The sequence below is a fragment of the Paenibacillus prosopidis genome, assembly GCF_003337375.1.
Taxonomy (GTDB): Bacteria; Bacillota; Bacilli; order Paenibacillales; family Paenibacillaceae; genus Pristimantibacillus; species Pristimantibacillus prosopidis.
Genome location: NZ_QPJD01000006.1, coordinates 229261 through 248754, shown reverse-complemented (window position 1 = coordinate 248754; position 19494 = coordinate 229261). Strand labels below are relative to the sequence as shown.

The 19494-nt window shown below is 45.8% G+C and carries 6 protein-coding genes; all 6 read right to left on the bottom strand.

Going from position 1 to position 19494, the window contains the following annotated elements:
- Positions 1-19: 19 nt before the first annotated feature.
- Positions 20-7006, bottom strand: a complete 6987-nt coding sequence (locus DFP97_RS11360) for a LamG-like jellyroll fold domain-containing protein (RefSeq protein ID WP_114380095.1) — start codon at positions 7004-7006, stop codon at positions 20-22.
- A 174-nt stretch (positions 7007-7180) separates the two neighbouring features.
- The gene (locus tag DFP97_RS11355; RefSeq protein WP_114380094.1) at positions 7181-8806 is read right to left on the bottom strand and encodes an ABC transporter substrate-binding protein; all 1626 of its coding nucleotides are present in this window, start codon (positions 8804-8806) and stop codon (positions 7181-7183) included.
- Between the two features lie 55 nt (positions 8807-8861).
- Positions 8862-9743, bottom strand: a complete 882-nt coding sequence (locus DFP97_RS11350) for a carbohydrate ABC transporter permease (RefSeq protein WP_114380093.1) — start codon at positions 9741-9743, stop codon at positions 8862-8864.
- Positions 9744-9759: 16 nt separating this feature from the next.
- On the bottom strand, positions 9760-10740 hold the full coding sequence (locus DFP97_RS11345; protein ID WP_114380092.1) for an ABC transporter permease: 981 nt from the start codon (positions 10738-10740) through the stop codon (positions 9760-9762).
- 263 nt (positions 10741-11003) lie between these two features.
- The gene (locus DFP97_RS11340) at positions 11004-17810 is read right to left on the bottom strand and encodes an OmpL47-type beta-barrel domain-containing protein (RefSeq protein WP_114380091.1); all 6807 of its coding nucleotides are present in this window, start codon (positions 17808-17810) and stop codon (positions 11004-11006) included.
- A gap of 160 nt (positions 17811-17970) precedes the next feature.
- Positions 17971-19494 (bottom strand): ABC transporter substrate-binding protein (locus DFP97_RS11335; RefSeq protein WP_114380090.1); only part of this gene is annotated, 1524 nt, incomplete at its 5' end.

Sequence of the window (19494 nt, the reverse complement as noted above, 5' to 3'; positions counted from 1 at the left end):
CCGCGATATTCCGTTTGAGCTAGATCACGATCTGAGCCCAGCGGATCAGAATATCCGCTTGCTCTTGCGTGAAATATTTCCCGGTTTGGTCCGTTACCTGTTTGATATAGTCGGCCATCATGCTCTTCGCCGTGTCGGTTTTGCCGCTGGCGGCTGCAGCTTTGGCCTGATCAAGTTTTTGATTGTACGACTTAGCAACAGTTTCCCAACCCTTATAGCCGGTCGTTTGCATAAAGGTGTTCGTCACGGTCTTCAAGCTGTCAAACGTAACCTTCACCGTAAACGTATGGGAAGCTGTCGTTTGATTGCCCGCCATGTCCTCCGCCGTGACCGTTGCCGTATTCTCACCGGCCGGCAGCGTATATGCCTTCGCTTGAACCAGCGGCTGGCCGCACGGCGTACCGTACACGCTCGAAACGACATCGGTCGCGGTGCACGTAATGGTTACCGTCTGGTCGATCATGTACGACGTCGCGCCCGTTATCTGAACGACGGGTTTGCTGCGGTCGATCTTGATCTCCAGCGTTTGCGCCTCTTCCGGTTCGACGGTACGCCGGTACATAACCTTATTCGTTCCCTCTTGGTCCAGGGTGACAGACTCGTTATACTCGGCCCAAGTGACCCCGCCGTCCAGGCTGTATTCCGCGATTGCCGCAGGAGACAGCGTGATCGTGACAGGGGAATTATACCAGCCGTTCTTGCCGTTTGGAGCTGCCGGATCTACGGATGCCGTTACATCCTTCCACTGCAGCCCTTTGAGAGCCGCAAACAGACTCGCGGATGCCGCATCGATCTCGGCCTGGGTTGCAGCTGCATTATTATAGACCGATTGTGCATTCGATACTTCCGCTTGAAGCGCTTGTACGCTCTCCTCTGTGTAGAGCTCGGCATCGACCTTCGCTGCTTCATCAAGCAGGACCGGGATCAAGGTATTGTCAACCCACTTCGCCGTGTTGTTCATGGCGGCTTTGACCTCGTCCGCGCTCAGCACGTAGTTGTAGACGCGGAATTCGTCGACCATGCCGTTCAGCAGTGGATCGTTAAACTGGCTTTTACCAATGTAATTTACGCCCGGCTTGAAATCGCTTGGCTTGATGGTCATGTTGGTATTCGTCGCCTTCAGCTCGCCGTTCACATACAGCTTCGCCGTATTCGAGCCGAGCGTCACCGTCACATGCACCCATTGATTCAACGGCAGCGGTGCGGTCTGCACACTCTGCTCCCCGCCGCCGTTCTTGATCGCGAAGCGCAGCGTACCGCTGCCTGATTTCGGCGAAAGGAACATAAATTGATTCGTATTGTTGCCGAAGTCGAATATTCTTTGCCAGTTGCCGCCGCCTCTCCAATTTACCCAGGTTGCCAGCGTGATCTCATTGTAACCGGCCAGAGTATGCGTCGACGGCAGCTTGACATAGTTGTCGGTGCCGTTCAGTTTGATCGCTTGTCCGACCTTTCCTTCCGTGTAAACCGGAGGTCCGAATACGGTCGCTCCGGATGCGGACGAGCCGAACGAATTATTCGTATTTCCTTCAAACGCATAGAGCGAGAGAGGGACGGGAACAAGCGACTTTTCCGCCTGGTCAAGCTCAGCTGCAAGCTGCGTTTTATCGGCCTCCGGCTTCGCCATCTCTGTTTCGACCCGTGCCGCTTCCTTGAGGTACAGATAGTAGCTGCCCTTTGTATAATCTTCAGCCGGAAGGATATTAAGCTTCACCTTAAAGTCCACCGCCTGGCTGACCGAATAATTTGTGTTGCTGACGGTGAAGGTTACCGAATGGCTGCCGTAATCGGCCTGGCCGGGTGTCCAGCTGAATGTGCCGTTCGCCGCATTAAACGCCGCCCCTGCCGGCAAATTCGCTGCGCTGTAAACGAGCGGACCACCCGTCGGATCGGATGCTTGCACCTGATAGGTGAATGCCTGCTTCGCCGTCAGTTCCACCGTCGTATCGGTATCAATTACCGGCTGACCTTTGACGGTGATCTTGATCGTTTTCGAAGAAGACATTTCACCTGCCGTCGCTTTAAAGGTTACGGAATGCACGCCGCCCTGTTCTTTACCCGGCGTCCAGACGAACGTTTGAGTTGCTGCATCAAAGGATGCTCCTTCGGGTAAACCTTGTACCCCATAGACGACTTCGGCAGCCGCATTGACAGCTTGAACCTTGAATGTGAGCGTATTTTCCGCAATGACGGTCTTGTCGGCAAGGGATTCAAGAACCGGCATGCCCGGAATATATTGCAGTCCTTTCAATGCCGTCAGCAGGTTGTTATCCGCAGTGTCAACCTCTTCCTGCGTCGCATTCGGGTTATCGCGCACCGCAGTTGGTGCAGCTACCTGCTGCCCGAGCGCTTGCAAGCTTTCTTCCGTATAGACTCCGGCCTCATTCGCTGCTGCCGCTTCATCCAGCAAGTGCGCGAGCAGCGTCTTGTCAATGCCGATTTCAAGGAACTCGATTTCTTCAAAGTTTACGAAACCGTTATGATCGTCATAGATACGAATGTAGCGATATGGCGTCTTATCAGGGTTAAGTGCGGAATACCACTCATAAATCGACGCATTCGGAATCTTGTACAGATCGGTCCAATTCAATCCATCATTCGAGCCCTTAAAGACGGTGCCGTTGACACGGCCTACATGCGTTCTTCTCGGCAGGTAGCGGAACGTATCCACCACTTTTTCGTTTCCTGCTCCAAAGTCCACATCAACCCAGCTCTCTTTAGACCTGGTATGGGCAATCGTGTCGGGATTTTGATCAAATAAGAACCAAGCGTTCTGTTCCTCAGAGATGTTATCATTCTGCCAGAACTTCTCAGAGGCCTTGACCATCGATGGATCCATCTGAATTTTCGTCAGCAGCGTCCGAGCCGAAACGAGCAGCTTCTTCGCATCGTAGATTTCGTCAATCAGCTGCGCCTCGTCAAATTCAGGCTTCATCATCTCCGCTTTAATACGATCCAATTCCTTATGGAACAAGTAGAAGCTCGCCTTCGTATAATCGTAGGCCGGCAAGCTCTTCGCATCCTCCATCACCACCGAAATCGGATCCGCATCAGCGGAAACAGTGGCCGAGAACGGTTGCGGGGAGCCGTCGTCATGAACGGGCAGCACCTTATAATACACCCTGCCATACCGTAAGGCATCCTGGAATGGCTTCGCTCTTGTACCCGTGAGAACCTCCTCCCAGGGGGAGCCGTCTTCTAGTTCGGACGTGCCTGGCTTGAATACCGGATCGGTCAAGCTCGCCTCTTCATCATAGGTGCGGTATACGTTGAACCAAGAGGCTTGCTTCGGTTTAGTCCAATGCAAAGTGATTTGATCTTTATCTTTTACGACAAACGGAATCAGACTTTCTCTCGGCATAGCCGATACGGTTACTTCACTGAATGCTGCATCTTGAGACGATATGAGCCCTATATAATAAGCATATGGGAATAAACTATCTGACTTGGCAATGTATTCCCAATCGACTCCATCTTTTGATACAAAAGCATAGGCCATCTGTGAATTATGATGCCATAACAGCTTGACATAAGGATAGTCATCGACATGATAGCCTTTAATTTTATGATTCCACGGACTTACAGGAATACCACCATTCCATACTCCAAAGGACACTCGATTACGATCTTGCAATACCAGGTTCCCTTGGTCATCCGCGCCAAAATATAGATAACGGGAATTTACAGAAAGCTTTTCCCTTAACATAATACCGCTGAGAGCGCCGCTATTCTGATCAATCCTGGCACTAATAGAGCTATTTCCAATGGCGACCTGATGGACATAGTGGAAGGAGTCATTAATATCTCTTCTATAGATATTAAAATCATCCCCTTCCCCCAAGCCTTTTCCATCCACATTCTGGATTGTGACCACATCACCGTCAACCGTTGCGCTGCCTTGCGTGGTGCCAATGAAGTCCTGCTGCCATGGAGAAGCAAGATTTTTGGATCCGGCATCGCTCAGATCAGCTTTTGCGCGCCATGATTCCCAGCCTGATCCATTTTCATTCACGGCTGCCACTTTATAATAATATACTTTCCCATTGACTACATCGGTGTCTTTATAGTGATTGCCCGTTAACCCTTCTGCAATCACGGCATACGGACCATGTTCGGTTTCAGAACGTTTGAGGGTATACGTTTGCCCTCCGGCAGTGGTTTTCCATATCACATCCACATATCCATTTCCTTTATTCGCTTTGACAAAATCCACATGATTTGGTTTTGGCGCTGGATCATATTTGGACGATAATTTAAGAACCATTCCTCTTTCAGGTCCAATGGTTACTTTTCCATTGGTTACCGGAATAGTTGCTTTTGAAACAAAATCGAAGATCTCATTTCCTGTATAATCGGAAGGCAACTCCACCTCAAAGGTACGTTCATTCTCGTATTCAGGACGAGTAGTATTCATGAGGATGAAATACTCCCCATATCTTGCAGCCATTAAATCTGTTAATGCCCCATAGGGGTGATCGACCTCAAAATTGTCTCGCACCACTTTACCAACCCCTGGCTGATACGCAATGGGTAATATTTCACCTGCCAGGGATTGAGGCGCAAAGCCTTTGGTTGCCGGATCATTTCGCTGGTAATAGAGATCTACATCTTGTTGTCTGATGTGGTAATCTTCATATTGGAACTGATTATTGTGAGCAACCTGTACCACTCGCACATTCTCAGGTGTGACAATATGAAGCTTGCCAGTAGCCGGAACTCCCATATTCAGCCATGTTAAACCCCCGAACATTCTAAAGTCCCCATCTCGCATGGAGATAAATGCATTATCTACATCGATCCACGCAAACTGTTCATATTCCTCCGGATTCACACCCAATGCGGCAATCTCTTCTTCTGTATAATAATCAAAATCGGTCTGAGGAAGGACAACCCCGGCCTTAACATCATTAAATCTTGCATAGTCCTTTCGGGTTTTGAATATATAGTCATAGGTGTCACGCAGATGGAAATCCCTCGAAGACAAATCACCCAGTAAGCGATTATCCATCTTCATCTGCTGAACGGCCCCTACGGTATATCTGGCATAGTCCCAATACTTCTCCCATTCCGGACCGCTATAACGTTCCTCATGATCCGCCATGTACTTTTCTAGATAAGCATAGGACGTGCCATATCCGAGCATTCTGGCGCCATAAGCAACAGTTCTGGAAGGCATACCCCCATTTCGTTCATCTATAGTGGCATTCATCGCGATGAGTCGTTTGCCCTCATCATCCAGGTCATTGATTCGAGTCCACAGACGAGCATAAAAGTTGTGAAGAGCTTGTTTCAGAAGCTCATCATTGAGTTCTTCATCCCCAGGCTGATTCAAGGTTTTATAGAAGTAATCCAAAATATAATTGGCTACTTCCCCATAAATTCCTACATAGTGATTTTCTCTTGTCAACCCGGCTTTGGTTAGATTTGTATAATGTTCTCCATAAGGCTTGCGTCGTACAACATGACCTTCTTCATCCAATTTGCTTTTTGCAAGCCCTTTTCCGACTATATGTACATAGTCATCTGTAAAGACAGCTGCATTATCATGAGAAAACAAAGAATGATAGAGATCTAATTCTTCCCCATTAGGACCAACCAGTACTTCTTCTCCTAACCATGGTCTTACTCCAAACATTTCTAATACAATTTGATGACTGCGTTCTTTCCCTTCATAAAATTCGGACCCAACCATCCTGAGTCCTTCATGAGCCTTCCATGCGCCTTCGTACGTATAGAACACCTGATTCGTGATATAAGATTGTCTGGAACGGGCGAAATCAAAATTCGCTTTCAGTACCCTTTCCCATGCCATGCGACGGGTTAATGGTTCACCATTCCACCCTGCGCTGGCAAGGGAAAATTCTCCTTCAACCGTTCCTGTAGCAAAGGGTTGATCCAGAAAGGCGTTATAGGCTTCTTCTCCTAACACTTCATCATCAAAGATTAGGGTTTCCGCAAGATACAACGCCTCGCCTAATTCGCCATAAAAGCCGCCCCAATCCCCTTGGTGTCCTCCACGAAGCACCAGTCTTGTATTTCCATAATAGTTTTTCGTATGAACATCAATGGCTTGAAACATACGCATTAACGCTTCACGTTTCGCTTCCGGGGTTTGCATTGGAGATAAGTCCTGTTTCAAGACCATGGCATAATACCGAAGAGCATTTGTGTATTTAGCGATATTTAACGTGTTATTCGGATTATTGCCAAGATGGTTATAATGATTCATAAAGGTGTTAATGGGTTCTTGTCTTAACTGTGCAATTCTTGCTTCAATTTGCTCAGTCGTTTCTTCAGGTCGCACTACAGTCTCCGGTCCCTGATTTTCTTTAAATTTATACCCTTGCACTTCATCTTCTACATCAATATAAGCCTGGGTATGGGTATAACCGGTATAGTACCCCCTTGATCGTTGTTCTACCTTACCAAAAGGATTTGTTGTATTGATTGTGATTTCAACGATTTCCTTCCCTCTCGTTGACTCCAGAGGAAGCACAATAGTGTTGTATATAAATTGATTCGGTGCTCGTTCGCCGCCTATCAGAGCAGCATAATCCCCCCCTCTGAAATACCCGATCTGCTCGCCATTGATCACAATTTGCGCTCGAGCTCCCGGAGGCATCGTCTCATCACCTGCAAACTTCACCGTAAAGTAGTTTTGCAGATACGGATCCACCTTCATGGAAAAGGTTAAAAAACCTCCTGTATCTGAAGCAGGAATACGCGGCTCAGATACCCTGGCCTTTTCTCCCAAAAAACCGGTGATCACACTCGTAAAGGCGCCATTGAAGTTGTGAGCGCTTTCAGAATCGGCATTGCCGAAGCCGATTTTGTCCAAATAACCGTTAGCAGGTTCAGACTGTGCAGGTTCAGGCTGCGTATCTTCATTAGCCGCGTATACACGATTGTTCGCCACGGGTACAAACAATTGCCACAGCATGACTGCCGCCAGACAGACGGCCAGGGTGCGCACCGCCCAGGTTGCTTTCTTGTTCTGTAAAACCATAAGTAATGTCCTCTCCTTACGTAAATTTTTTTGCTTGCTGCTTCTTTCGCCAACCCCAATCTTGCTTCGTATGTATTCTCTCACCCCCCTTTGGTACTAATTTTTCTCGTAAATAGGAACACCTGTAGATTCGATATACCTAAATCTATAGATGTTCCTAAATTTACTTAAATTTTATTTTTGAGCGAGGAAGGTATTTATTTGATTCTTCAATTCTTCTTTAATCTTTTCTACACCTGAATCCTTCAAATCCTTATTCATCTTCGCCAAATTCTCTTCAACATCGCCAAAACCGGATAATAAGAATGGAAGGTACTTATCCATTACGGTGTTGCATTTGGCCATTTCATTTTTTACAGGCTCTGGATCAAATGTAAATCCTGCCAATACATGCTTCTGATACGTATCCGGCTTAAATTGATATTCAGTATATTGTTGAATCTGCTCCGGCAATCCTGCAGGAATTCTGGTCAATGTCGGATTCCAGGTCAACTGGTAACCAGGGAACGAGTAATTTTTGGCCGGATCGACTCCATCCGGAATCTTCCACTCCTTATCTCCTACAGCTTCCCAGTTTTTACCTTCGATACCGAAATTGAATAAGTCATTGTTCTCTTGACTGGAGAATACCCAATCCAGGAATTCCATGGTTCTCTCAATTTTTTTAGAAGAAGCAGGTATTGCCATGAAATTCCATGCCTTGCCATCCGTAGATTGCGTTCCAGGCGTCATCTCCTGATTGTTCTTCATGATCGGCCAGAAACCGATCTCCGCATTCGGATCTAACGCCTTTTGCTCGGCTTCTTTCCCCTTGAAACCGCCTACAGTCATGTATCCGGCGGCTTGACGCATGCCTGTTCCAGCCGTGTTTGTCAAAGTATCTGCCGGAATAAATTTGTTAAATCGCTTCGCTTGATTAAACTGGTTCATCAGATAATTCAGACCGTATTCGGGATGAAAGTTTGCCCATTCGGATGCCGGATCGCCATAAGCTGCCACACCTGCAACGGATTTACCATCATCGGCGATTTGAACGTAAACGAAATTTTTCTTCGGATTTCCTTGGCCGGTAAATGGAAATACTTTCCCCTCCAGCTGTTGTGCATTGATATCGGTAAATAGTTTGAAGAAAGCAGTATTTCCATAGTTTCCAAACGGAATCATGTCTTTTTCGTTTTCTTTAACTTTTTCAAGGAAGTTGTACAAATCGTCATAACTGCTGATATCGTTCATTCCATACTTCTTTAACAAATCTTTTCTGTACCATACACCTTCCATATCCATGAAAGCGTTTGTAACCGGAACAGCATAGGTTTTGCCAAAGATCTTATTATCATTGATATACTCTTCTGAGAAAGCCTTTTGAAGTCCAGGATATTTTGGATTGTTAAAGTATTCGCCTAAATCTGCCAATACACCATCTTTGGCAAATTTAGCCAAATCCCACGGGATAAAGAGGTCGATGTCTTCTCCCGATGTCATCCATAATTGATGTTTTGTCATATAGTCGGCAGCCGGTGTCCATACAACATTCAATTTCGTATTAAGCGTATCCTGCGTCCGTTTCTCAAACTCTCTAAAGGCCGGATCGACATCGCGATAATGCCCGTTCTCATTCCCGAAGAAACGAATATTAAGCGTAACCGGAGCCTTCTTTGTTGCGGGTTCAGTACCTTCTGTCGCATTGCTGTTAGGCGCAGTGCTTTCAGCCGGCTTGTCTGGCGCCTTGCTGCTGCATCCAACAAATAATGTAGCAAGCATCATTACAGCAAGCAGCGTTACTAAAAACTTTTTGTTCATTTTTCTTCCTCCCTTTTATTTTTCAATGCATATATACTAAACCGCTTTTGCGGGTTTAGCCCTTAACAGCTCCAACTACTAATCCCTTAATAAAGTACTTTTGCAGAAATGGATAAACAAAAATAATGGGACCTACAGTGACTACGGCTGTAGCCATTTTGACCGTATTATTTGGGGCTACATAATCAACTATAACTCCTTGCATATAATCCATTTGATACATAAATTCCACTTCTCTCAATACCTTCATGATCAGATATTGCAAGGAGTACAGATCTTTATCGTTAATATAAAGGGTGGCTGTAAACCATTCGTTCCAGAAACCGAGTCCATAAAACAATCCGATCGTTGCCAATGCAGGTTTTGCCAATGGAAGGATGATTTTAAATAAAATATAGATGTCATTGGCTCCATCTATTTTGGCGGACTCCGCCAGCGAATCCGGGATTTGCTTGAAGAAGTTTCTTAACAGAAACATATTAAACGGATTAACCAATGCCGGTACAATATAAACCAAGATATTATCGCTTAAACCTAAATATTTGGAGATAAGAAGGTACGAAGGTATCAAACCTCCGTTAAACAGCATCGTAAAATAGACGAAAAAAGCAATCTTGTTTCTGTGAGTAAACGTTTTGACGGAAATGGCATAAGCCATAGCACTAGTAATGATAAGGCAAAGGATCGTACCCACAACCGTGAAAATGATCGTTGTCCTGTAAGCGGTGAATATGGTGTTATCCTGAAATATGACCTCGTAAGCAAGTAACGAGAATTGTTTTGGAATAAGAGTAAAACCGGTCAATTGTACAGATTTTTCGTCTGATAGGGAGCTTGAAATAATAAGGATAAAAGGAATAATACAAAATATAGAAAATATGGCCATAAAAAGATAAGAAAATGTATCTATTGCTTTATTCCCTAAGCTGATTTTCATTTTAAATCTCCTTCCTTTAAAAAATAGCTGAATCCGAATCATATTTCTTGGCAAGACGATTTGTTACAAATACGATGACTAAACCTACTAGGGATTGATAAAGTCCGATTGCAGAAGACATGCTGATGTCATTCATCTGCCTAAGCATTCTGAATACATAAGTGTCAATGACATCGGTCGTGTGATACAAATTAGGGTTGTCGCCTACAATCGCATAAATCATTCCTAAATCCCCTTGGAATATGTCTCCGATGCCAAATAAGGTCAAAAGAACTACTGTTGTTCTAAGCTGCGGCAAGGTAATCTTTGTAATACACTGCATACGGGTGGCTCCGTCAATTTTGGCAGCTTCATAGATTTCCTGGTCAATGCCTGCTATAGCAGCCAAATAGATAACGGAGCCGAAACCCGCCCCTTTCCATATTTTTAGAACAACCAGTATTCCGACCCATAAATCCGGATTGGAATAAAAACTGATTTCCTGTCCTTCTTGAATAAAACCAAACGCTTTTAAAACGGAATTAATAAATCCTATATCCGTCGACAGTAATGCAAAAACAAACATCGAAACTAATGTCCAGGAAATAAAATTCGGCAGAATGACAAGAGATTGTGTCACTTTCTTAAAATACTTGGAGCTGATTTCTGATAGCACAATGGCAATAAGGATCGAAAAAAACAAACCGGTAAAAAGAAACAATATATTTAAAAACACCGTGTTCCAGGTTACAACCAGCCAATCCTTTGAAGTGAAGAAATATACAAAGTTTTTCAGACCGACAAATTCACTTTTAAAAAGTCCTTTCATCGTATTAAAGTCCTGAAAAGCTACGATGATCCCCACCATTGGCAGGTACTTGAAGATCGCGAAATATAAAATGCCTGGTAAAACTAATAAGTACAAATAGAAATTCTGTTTTACATCTGATAGGAAGCTCTTTTTATTCTTCTTAATCACTACGCTGTCTGATTTATTATTGCTCAAAGCTACATTCACATTTATCATCCCCCTGTATGCTAAATAAATCTCTTGGCTCACGTCGTGGTAACACTGAAAGCCTTTTCCCTTTTGACTCTAATACCACATTTATGACTGTTCAAGTTCTCGTTTTGCCAAAATGCCGGTTTGATGGTTTATGAACCTGTTCAAAATATCACTGCAAAGGTTCCTGATGCTTTTTGAACTCACTCCCACCCGTTGCTAAGCGCAAAAAAAGAGAAGCAGACATGAATCCTGCTTCTCCTCCGATAAAATGAGTTCTAATCAATTAAGGATTGATCATTAGGCACCGTTACGGTTGCCGTTACTACCGTTTTGTTGCCCGCTTTATCGGTAGCCGTATACGTGATGGTGTAGATGCTTCCTTTTTCTGCACGTACGCTGAATGAAGTGCCAGCTGTGCCGAAATCGGCCTGAATGTCGCCGCCTCTGCCGCTATCCGGCAGATTGCTCGTGATGGAGGTCAACACCACCGATTCGATTCCTGAACCGTCGTCACTCGAAAGCAAAGTGGCATTAATAGGTACCATCTTATGATTAGGCGGCCAAATCGACGTCTTGTCCAACTGGACGGATAATACAGGGGCTGTCTTATCCACTTTGAACTCAATCGTTTTGAGTTGTTCTACATTGCCGGCTTCATCTTTGCTGCGGTAACTGAGCTTATAAACTCCATCGCCAAAGGAAGGAATGGAACCGGTGTATACCATCCACTCGCTGTCATTGACCTGGTACTCCGTTGTTATATCCCCTCCGGCTGGATCGGCGGATACCGATAAGCTTACGGTAACATCCGTAGTGTACCAGCTGTTCTTGCCGGTAGGCTTAACAGGGCTTAATGCTGCCGTGGTGACAGGAGCATTCTTCCAAATATTGCTTACAACCGTGCTGGTTACATTCGATACATTGCCTACAGCGTCCGTTCCTCTTGCATATACCGTATCATTCTCCTGAACAACAACGGGCTCCGTATAAGCTTTCCACAGGCCGCTATCGCCCACTTTATACTCTTTCACCGCCGCATCGTCCGAATAGGTGATCGTTACGGTTACGCCTTGATTGGTCAGAGCTGAGATATCTACAGTCAAGACTGCATCAGCAGGCGGCATACGGTCGATATTGCCAACCGCATATTGGGTGACGTTAGAGACATTGCCCGCCGCATCTGTTCCTCTTGCATATACCGTACTGTTTTCAGAAATAATCACAGGAGCGCCGTACGCGGTCCAAACGCCGGTCTCGCCAACCTTATACTCCTTCACTGCAGCATCGACCGGATAAGTGACCGTTACGGCTACATCCTGATTCGTCGGCGCTGTAATGTCGGCGGACAATACGGCGTCCGCAGGCGGCGTCCTGTCGATATTGCTGACGGTATAGCTGGTCACATTCGAACCATTGCCCACAAAGTCCTTGCTCTGTGCATAGACAATAATATTGTCGGATACAGTGACAGGTGATTCGTACGCTGTCCATGTGCCGTTCTCACCGATTTTGTACTCCTTGACCGTCGCGTTGTCCGGATAGCTGATCGTCAAGGTAACTTTGCCGCTGGTCGGGTCTGTAATGTCAGCTGTGAAGATAGCGTCCGAAGGTGCTGTCTTATAGATGTTGCTGACCGTATAGCTCGCCACTTCCGAGATGTTGCCTGCGGTATCCGCACTTCTTGCATACACCGTTGTGTTATCGGAAACCGTTACAGGAGCAGTATAAACGGTCCATTCACCGTTATCGCCCACTTTGTACTCCTTCACCGCCGCGTCAAGTGGGTAGTAGATCGTCACTGTAACATCTTTGTTGGTCGGCACTGTAATATCTGCATACAAACCGGCCACAACAGGCGGAGTCGTATCGTCGATGTTTACAGTAAGCGTGTGACGCTGCTCCTCATTGCCTGCCCAGTCTACGCTCCAATATACGATCGTATGCGTTCCATCGGCGGTTAACGTAACCTTGTTCCCGGTTTGCTGCGCGCTGCCGTCAACGGTGTAATAAGTTGCCGCAACACCTGAGCTGTCATCTGTAGCGTTGAGGTTTATCGTTGTACCTATGACAACCGAACCCTGTGGAGCATCATCCGATGTAACCGGAGGCGTCACGTCTGCCGGTTTCACGACCCCATGGAATCTCACTTCATTCATGTTTCCAAACCAAGTGTTTGGATTGACAATTCTGATGTAACGGTATGGTACTTTACTGCTGACCGCCAAGGTTTGCCAATCCCGTGTAGCTACCGCCGCTTTGGTGAGCGTCGTCCAGGTCGTATTATCGTTGGAGCCTTGGATCACTGCACCATTGATTCTTGCAAAGTTTGTATCTTGTCTTGTTAGCAGCTCAACACTCGAAAGCGCAGCTTGATTGCCTGCTTTAAAATCAAAGATAATGTAGCTTCCTGTTCCGGAGTTGTTGCTTCCAATACGGAAATCGGAACCCGTGCTTGCATTGCTGTCAAACAAATAATTCACCTGCTGCAAGGTTTGTGCGGCAGTTCTTCCGGAAGTGGAATCAATCAAATTTGTGATGCTGGTAACATTGCGAATCACATCCGACTCATCAACAAGATAAAGAGAAGTGTTGTCTGTCGTTTGAGTAGCCGGATATCCTGCCGTTCCGTCTTGTTTGTTGTAATTAATAGTGAATTTCACCGGCCCTGTTGCCACGCCTTGATTCAAGGTCGCCGTAGCCGTCCAGTTGATATTGTCAGTCGAAGATACAACTGCATCCTGGCCTTGAATCGCGACTTTTACATCATTAATCGGCTCTTTGGCTACAATCGCTAGTTTTACTGTGTTGCCGGGCGCGATCCTGTTCATAATGCCTTGAGGCGAGCTGATCGAAGCCGATTGGATTCTGATCAGCGATTCATATTTTCCATGGAATCTCACCTCGGCCATATTGCCAAACCACGCATTGCCATTGTAAATTCGGATATAACGATACGGGACATTGCCGCTGACCGGCAACGTCTGCCAATCCGGCGTAGAAACCGCTGCATTCGTGAGTGTCGTCCAGGTCGTATTATCGTTGGAGCCCTGAACCACTGCACCGTTTATTCGAGCAACTTGATCTTGTCTTGCAAGCAGTTCCACATTCGAAAGCGTAACTTGATTGCCTTCTTTAAAGTCAAAGGTGATATAGCTTCCGGAGCCGGAGTTGTTGCTTCCAATACGGAAGTCGGAACTCGAATTTGCATTGTTGTCAAACAGATAATTCACCTGTTGCAGGGTCGTTGCTGCAGTTCTTCCTGAAGTAGAGTCAATTAAATTGGCGATACTTGTTACATTGCCAATCAAATCAGACTCATCAACAAGGAACAGTGTCGAGTTATCTGTAGTACTGTGAATAGGGAATCCGACCGCTCCATCCTGCTGGTTGTAATTAATGGCGAAATTTACTGTGCCTGTTGCTGCGCCTTGATTCAAGGTCGCCTCTGCGATCCAGTTGATATTGTCCGCAGAAGTAACCGTCGCGGCTTGACCTTGGATTGTGACATTGACATTATTGATCGCTTCTTTGGACGTGAAGGTCAATTTGACCGTGTTGCCTGGAACAATCCTGTTGCCGAGGCTCTGAGCCGAACTGATCGAAGACGACGCGATCTTGCTCAGGGACTTCACAACGCCATGGAGTCTTACCTCCGCCATATTGCCGAACCACGTATTCGCATTGTAAATTCGGATATAACGGTACCCTTTCGTATCGCTAACCTTCAACATTTGCCAATCCGCTGTAGATGCCGCTCCTTTGGTGAGCGTCGTCCACGTCGTATTATCGTTGGAGCCCTGAACGACTGCACCGCCTAGTCGAGCAACTTGATCTTGTCTTGCAAGCAGCTCTACATTCGAAAGCGTCACTTGATTGCCTTCCCTGAAGTCGAAGGTCATGTAGCTTCCCGCTCCAGAGCCGTTCAACCGGAATTCGGAAGCCGTACTTGCATTGTTGTCAAATAGATAATTCGCTTGTTTTAACGTATCTGCCGCGCTATAACCAACCAAATTGGCGAGGCTGGCCAGATTCGTAATCAAATCCGAATCATCGGCAGCGAACAGCTTGGAACCATCGGTTGTGCCGTACAGGGTATCTCCGTTCGTTCCGTCCTGCTTGGTATAGTCGACACTGACTTTCACATCGCCGGTTTGATCTTGTCCGGTCAAAATTGCTGTAGCCGTCCAGTTGATATGGTCCGTCGTACTGACTGCGGCATCCTGGCCTTGAATTTTTACCGTTAAGTTACTGATCGCTTCTTTGGCCTTGATGGTTGCTTTTATTGTATTGCCTAGTGCAACCCTGCCGTTAAGAGCTTGATCCGAACTTAAGGAAACCGATTGAAGCTTGTTGCCGATTTCATGACGCGTTCCATAAATGTCAAAATCGCGCATTTCCAAGAGATTTACCGGTCTCCCATGAAGAACATCGGGCAGCGGTTTGATCATTTCCAACTTGATATAACGGTATTTCTCATTTTGGTAGGCAGGATCGACATCAAGGGTATGATAAGCTTGCGTATACTGGGTGACTCCCGGTGTCAGACGTGTCCAGTTCACCTTATCATTGGATCCATATACCGTGGAGTTGGCGAGACGATCTACGAAAATATTGCTCTTGAATCCAAACTTGGTAGCTGAAACCTTATAATCGGGACCGAAATCCAGCAGATGATACAAATTCGGCGGTGACCCCTGCGCCAGACCAAACCAAGCGCCGCTCTCCCAATCACCATCATTTACATAAATGGCATCTTTACCAAAGGTGGACCAAGCAACAAGCTTGGACCAAGGCATACCGAAATCAGTTAAAGGCGTCACTAATGCCAGACCATCGACTGCAGCCCTTAGCGCTTGCAATTGCTTATCGAAATCCACTTCGGACGCTGTGTTAATCAGACTCAACGTATCGTTATGAACCGTGTGGAAATGGTTAAGCGTTGCTTCCACGTAAACTTGGTTTTGATTATAGGACGAAGTGATAGCTTGTACTGCGGAAGCACGGTCGCTGCTTACGATAATGTTGACATTTTTGGCCGAAACGGCAGTGCCGTCCGTCGCCGCAACGACAACGGAATAATTCCCCGCCTCTGTAGGCTGCCAGGAAAATGCGCCTGTATGGGCATCGATCGGAAGCCCTTGGGAATTATTCTGGAGCTCATACGCAATTACATCCGTGCTGCTTGCATCCGTAGCAGACAAATCTACATTCACGGTCGCTCCTACATAGGTATAGATCTTCAAATCCGAGCTTCCAGCTTTGAATACCGGCGGTGTCAGATTCGTATCTGCCGCCGCATCAACGGAGTCTATATCGACGGTAACACCGTTGGTACCTTTAACCGTCATAAAGACCATATCGCCAAAGCCCCCGGCCAGCACTACATATTTCCACTCCCCCTTTGTATCGGGAAGGGTGAAGGTCGAACCGTTCCAATCAAATGTGGTTACGCCATTGGTTCGAATTTTGAATCCAAAGGACCCCGCACCGGCACTTGCAAAGCTGAGAACAGCTATTTTACTTCCTTCTTGCGTTGCATTAAATCGGATGAATCGGGTATCGCCCTCTTGCATAGTAGCCGTATGGTTGTCAAGATTCGTGTACCGGTCTTCCAGATGCAGAGTTTTTCCGTTTGTTTGATCCTGAGGAATAAATTTTGCCGCATCAGCCTCAGCCTCTTGAGGCAAATAGAGCCAGAAGTCATTGCCTGCATCCTTATTGCGCCAGCCATCGGGAGTTGACGGGAGTTTCTTGGTAAAGGCTTCATAATAATACGGTGCAATTTGGGACACATCTTCATGTTTTACATACGTATAGTAGGAATAAAAATCCCAGAAGTTAGCAGTTGAAAACCTTCCCCAGTAACCGTGTGCAATTGTATTATAAGTGTCTCTTATATATCCACCCATACCAATGTTATCAGGGTCGCCGCCGGTAATGGCGTATGCCTGCGGTGTCCATGGCGTATCATAACCGAGCATGAACTGCCAAAAATAGTCGGCTGCCGCCAAAAGTCGATGATTCAGGAACTCCATGATATCGACTGCATTGTCCGCAGTAGACGGGGTTCCGGCTACCGGGTCTACTTTGGTTCCCTGGGCGTGAATCAACCGGGTAATGATGGCCGCGTTGGTTAAATCGCCGCCGCCATGTGCTTGGTCCCTGCCCATCTCCATATGCTGAACGTGAGGTTCTACCGGCGTTCCTTCCCCGACTATCGTTCCCGGCTTTTGTTCCTCCGTTACCCACCGGAACAGCGCCTTAATCGATCCGTTGAAGCCTTGGTCATTAGCTGTACGGTTAACGGTAAACCATTCAATAGCCTCATTGTATCGCTCGCGGTTGCCGGTAAAGATGTACCCGGATATAGCTCCAATGAGCGGATAATTATGCTGGTTCATAAAATGGTGTTGGCTATGCAGCAATGTTTCCGTTATCGGAATGATAAGATTATTGGTTAATTTAGCTGTATCTTGATCTGTCCAAGCCAGTGATTCTGTTTGCGTGCTTGTATACCTCATGATCTCCGCTGCCATGAGCATTCGGTTAAGAGGTATTCCAGCGTGAATATGAGCATCTGAATAGTACTTGTATTTCGCAGGATCCATCTGTTCCCAAATACGGATAATCATCATTGCATTGGCACGGTATACTTCATCGCCGGTCACATAATACATAACCGCCTGTGCATATACCTTTATGCTATCTGCAATAAACCTTCCTTGAATACCCTGACTGTCGAAATTATCGCTTAGCACTGTCACACCGTCTCTGCTGTTGCTTGATGAAATCGTCTTTGAAGCTTCAGCAGCCGGGAGCAGCATGGTATTAAAATAGTACGTCCAAGGCTGCGCTCCCGCTCTGACCTTCCATCTAAGGTTTTCAAGAAGCTCCTTGGTCAGTCCGACACCGGGATGAGTAAATCCGGCTTCATCGGTTACTGGAGTAATCTCCGGCAGATAATCTGTAAAAATCGATGTTGTTTCCGCCTTAACGGTTACCGGCAAAGCGATTAGAAGCATCTGTGCAATCATTACAATGGCTGTAACAAGGGATAACACTCTTCTTCCCTTCTGTTTCATCTGTAATCACCCTTTCATGTTGCTAGGAAATTAAAGCGTTTTCAATAACCCTAATTTGTTTGATTATATAAGATTCACATAGCCGGCATCTATCTAGGTTAGGAACATCTATAGATTTGATTTGCCTAAATCTATAGATGTTCCTGATTTTACTTAAATTTTATTTTTGAGCGAGGAAGGCGTTGATTTGATTCTTCAATTCTTCTTTAATCTTATCTACACCTGAATCCTTCAAATCCTTATTCATCTTCGCCAAATTCTCTTCAACATCGCCAAAACCGGATAATAAGAATGGAAGGTACTTATCCATTACGGTGTTGCATTTGGCCATTTCATTTTTTACAGGCTCTGGATCAAATGTAAATCCTGCCAATACATGCTTCTGATACGTATCCGGCTTAAATTGATATTCAGTATATTGTTGAATCTGCTCCGGCAATCCTGCAGGAATTCTGGTCAATGTCGGATTCCAGGTCAACTGGTAACCAGGGAACGAGTAATTTTTGGCCGGATCGACTCCATCCGGAATCTTCCACTCCTTATCTCCTACAGCTTCCCAGTTTTTACCTTCGATACCGAAATTGAATAAGTCATTGTTCTCTTGACTGGAGAATACCCAATCCAGGAATTCCATGGTTCTCTCAATTTTTTTAGAAGAAGCAGGTATTGCCATGAAATTCCATGCCTTGCCATCCGTAGATTGCGTTCCAGGCGTCATCTCCTGATTGTTCTTCATGATCGGCCAGAAACCGATCTCCGCATTCGGATCTAACGCCTTTTGCTCGGCTTCTTTCCCCTTGAAACCGCCTACAGTCATGTATCCGGCGGCTTGACGCATGCCTGTTCCAGCCGTGTTTGTCAAAGTATCTGCCGGAATAAATTTGTTAAATCGCTTCGCTTGATTAAACTGGTTCATCAGATAATTCAGACCGTATTCGGGATGAAAGTTTGCCCATTCGGATGCCGGATCGCCATAAGCTGCCACACCTGCAACGGATTTACCATCATCGGCGATTTGAACGTAAACGAAATTTTTCTTCGGATTTCCTTGGCCGGTAAATGGAAATACTTTCCCCTCCAGCTGTTGTGCATTGATATCGGTAAATAGTTTGAAGAAAGCAGTATTTCCATAGTTTCCAAACGGAATCATGTCTTTTTCGTTTTCTTTAACTTTTTCAAGGAAGTTGTACAAATCGTCATAACTGCTGATATCGTTCATTCCATACTTCTTTAACAAATCTTTTCTGTACCATACACCTTCCATATCCATGAAAGCGTTTGTAACCGGAACAGCATAGGTTTTGCCAAAGATCTTATTATCATTGATATACTCTTCTGAGAAAGCCTTTTGAAGTCCAGGATATTTTGGATTGTTAAAGTATTCGCCTAAATCTGCCAATACACCATCTTTGGCAAATTTAGCTAAATCCCACGGGATAAAGAGGTCGATGTCTTCTCCCGATGTCATCCATAATTGATGTTTTGTCATATAGTCGGCAGCCGGTGTCCATACAACATTCAATTTCGTATTAAGCGTATCCTGCGTCCGTTTCTCAAACTCTCTAAAGGCCGGATCGACATCGCGATAATGCCCGTTCTCATTCCCGAAGAAACGAATATTAAGCGTAACCGGAGCCTTCTTTGTTGCGGGTTCAGTACCTTCTGTCGCATTGCTGTTAGGCGT